General features: G+C 34.1%; 2 protein-coding genes. Both read left to right on the forward strand.

Translation table 11 applies throughout. The features are described from left to right. Positions 1–908 precede the first annotated feature (908 nt). Positions 909–1,808: a replication initiation protein RepM gene (gene repM / locus ACG9ZB_RS16550; RefSeq protein WP_016650500.1), complete on the forward strand. Its 900-nt coding sequence runs from the start codon at positions 909–911 to the stop codon at positions 1,806–1,808. A gap of 76 nt (positions 1,809–1,884) precedes the next feature. Further along, a complete protein-coding gene (locus ACG9ZB_RS16555) occupies positions 1,885–2,502 on the forward strand; it encodes a plasmid replication DNA-binding protein (protein ID WP_419326791.1) in 618 nt (205 codons plus the stop codon). Positions 2,503–2,764: the final 262 nt, after the last annotated feature.

Consider the following 2,764-nt stretch of genomic DNA (forward strand, 5'->3'; position numbering starts at 1 on the left):
TGTCAGTAAATTTAGATGTTTTCATGCAGAATCTCCTGCTCGTATCTTAAGAGAAAATTCTACTTTTAGATCCTATTATTTTTAGGGGGGATTACCCGATCTGCTGACCAGAAATGAAAAATCCAAAAACATCAAAGAAGGGCTATCGCTCTAAATTAGAATCGAGGAATTTTCTAAATCGCCATAAAACAGCCTAGAATTGCATTTAAGCGGTTTTTTTCGAAAAATAGGGGAATCTATGTAAACAGGACTAAACAGGCCAATAAACGCAAAATAGGCTTATTTAGAGTGAGAAATGCAACTAGGCTGAAAAAACTCTTTAAAACGAATAACAATTTTCATAAAACAATTTTCCATATCAGACTGATATTGAAAAAAACCGAACGAGTGTCTACGAGTGATAAAGCTTAATCAAAATTTCGCCCAGCTTTTTCTCTGATTACAAGCTCCCTATCCCTCAATCACCTGCTTTACAGAGCATCCCGAATGGGTGCGAACTTTTCAAGTTTGCTTCATTTACCAAGCGTAGCGAGAAAAAAAGCTCATGAGCGAAGCGAATTCCAAGTTGCTTTTGATCTTGCTTTTGCTTTTTTCTCAAATTCACGAAAACATGATCTAAAAATTGCCCCAACGAATCAAGCGAAAGCGAGATTCAATAGAGTTTGAGCGTAGCGAAAACCAAGGGCAATTTTTCAAATTGTCTTTTTAATTATTTTTAAATATTTTAAATATTTTAGGTAGGCTGAAAGCCCTTAAAGACAAGGCTTTCAGCTCTTAAATATGAGGGATTGACTACTAACTATGAGGGATTGACTACTAACTATGAGGGATTGACTACTTAACTATGAGGGATTGACTACTAACTATGAGAGAATTATAGTACTCATAGTTAAGTTTTCGAAATAAAAATGATGAGTCCATCTAAAAAAGAACTAGTAGTTAAATCAAATCAAGTTATTGAGGCTTCATATCAACTCAGCTCAACAGAACAGCGTATTGTGTTAGCAGCTATTAGTAAAATTAGTCGGGCTGAAGACATTACAGATGATGAAATTTATCGCGTAACTATTGATGACTTAAAAAAACTTGGGGTTCATGAAAAAACAGCTTATAGAGATCTAAAAGATGGTGTAAACCGCTTATATGACAGATCAATTAATTTAGCTATTAATGATGAATCAATCAAAATGAGATGGATTCAATCTATACGATTTTTAGAAAGTAAAAGCGTTGTAGGAATTAGGTTTTCTAAAGAAATTTTACCTTTCATTTCTAATCTAAGCCGTGAATTTACTAAGTATTCATTATCTGACATTGCTGGTATGAGTAGTGCCTATGCTATTCGTATTTATGAGTTATTAAGCCAATACCGTTCAATAGGAAAACGGGAGATTTCCATCGAATCTCTAAGAAGTATGTTGGAGCTAGGAAAAAGATATCCATTATCTGCTGATTTAAAAAGATGGGTTATTGATACAGCTGTAGATCAAATCAATGAACATAGCCCTTTAAATGTATCTTACGAGCAAATAAAAACAGGCCGAAAAGTCACACACATTCAATTCACGTTTAAAGAAAAATCAAAAAATATTGAGCATAAATCTGAACAGAATGATTTTTATAAATTGACTGATTCACAAATTAATATGTTTGGTAATCAGCTTTCACGCTTACATGAAGTATCTCACCTAGCACAACAAGGTGAAAGTTATGACGACTTAGCTATCAAAATTAAAGATATGCTGCGAGATCCAATACAACAAAAACAACTTATTCCTCATCTTAAAAATTTAGGTTTTAAGGCATAAAGATCGACTGTATATGTAGCGGTTGACTGTTTGTTGATGTATCTTGGTTCACATAATAGACAACCAGAATTACAAGATGAAATCACTATCTGTTATTGAGCTTTCAAACCTGTATGGAATGACTCGTCAAGCCATTTATAAGCAAGTTAATAAAGGTAATTTAAGTAAGAATAGTGATGGTAAAATTGATCTTTCCGAAGCTATTCGAGTTTTTGGTGAATCCTCTAGAAATGTGAACAGTTCACAGACAACCGAAACACGAAAGTTGTCAGAAGTTCACCTACTAGAACAACAGGTTTACATTCTTCAAAAACAGCTTGAACAGGCGCATGAGCGTGAGCAGTTTCAACGCGAGGAATTAAAAGCCAAGAATGATCAATTACACGTTAAGGATGAACAAATCGAAGCGATACAACGATTATTAGAAGCTCCAAGAGCCTATACAACTAGGTCTATCGATTCAAAATCAGATACAGCAACAGACACTAGCTTAAAAAGTGAGTCGAACTATGATGGATTGACTACTCAAAAAAAAGAAACTCCTGTACAAACTGAGATCCAAACTCAGGCGAAAGATGACGGATTGACTACTCCGGAAAAAACAGAAAACAAGCGCATTCCTGTGCCTAAACACATTGAACCAGAGCCTGAGAAAAGGGGCTTTTGGAGCCGTTTTTTTAGACCCTATGATTAACCACGATTGTTTAACTGATATGAACAAAGTTGTGGAACATTGATCAAATAATAGGCGTGGAACGTGAAAAATCATAAAAAAAGCCCGAACAGTGATGCTCGGGCTATAAACTTTGAAATAAGTATATGAATTTCAAGCTAAATTATAACACGTTTCGTATAAGGTGTATTATGTTAATTTTAGAAAATCTTAATTAAAGTGAAATATATAGCTCAAATCATAGAATGTAATGAGGATCTCGAATTTATTCTAAAAATTAAGA

Source organism: Acinetobacter johnsonii, assembly GCF_048551975.1.
GTDB lineage: Bacteria > Pseudomonadota > Gammaproteobacteria > Pseudomonadales > Moraxellaceae > Acinetobacter > Acinetobacter johnsonii_A.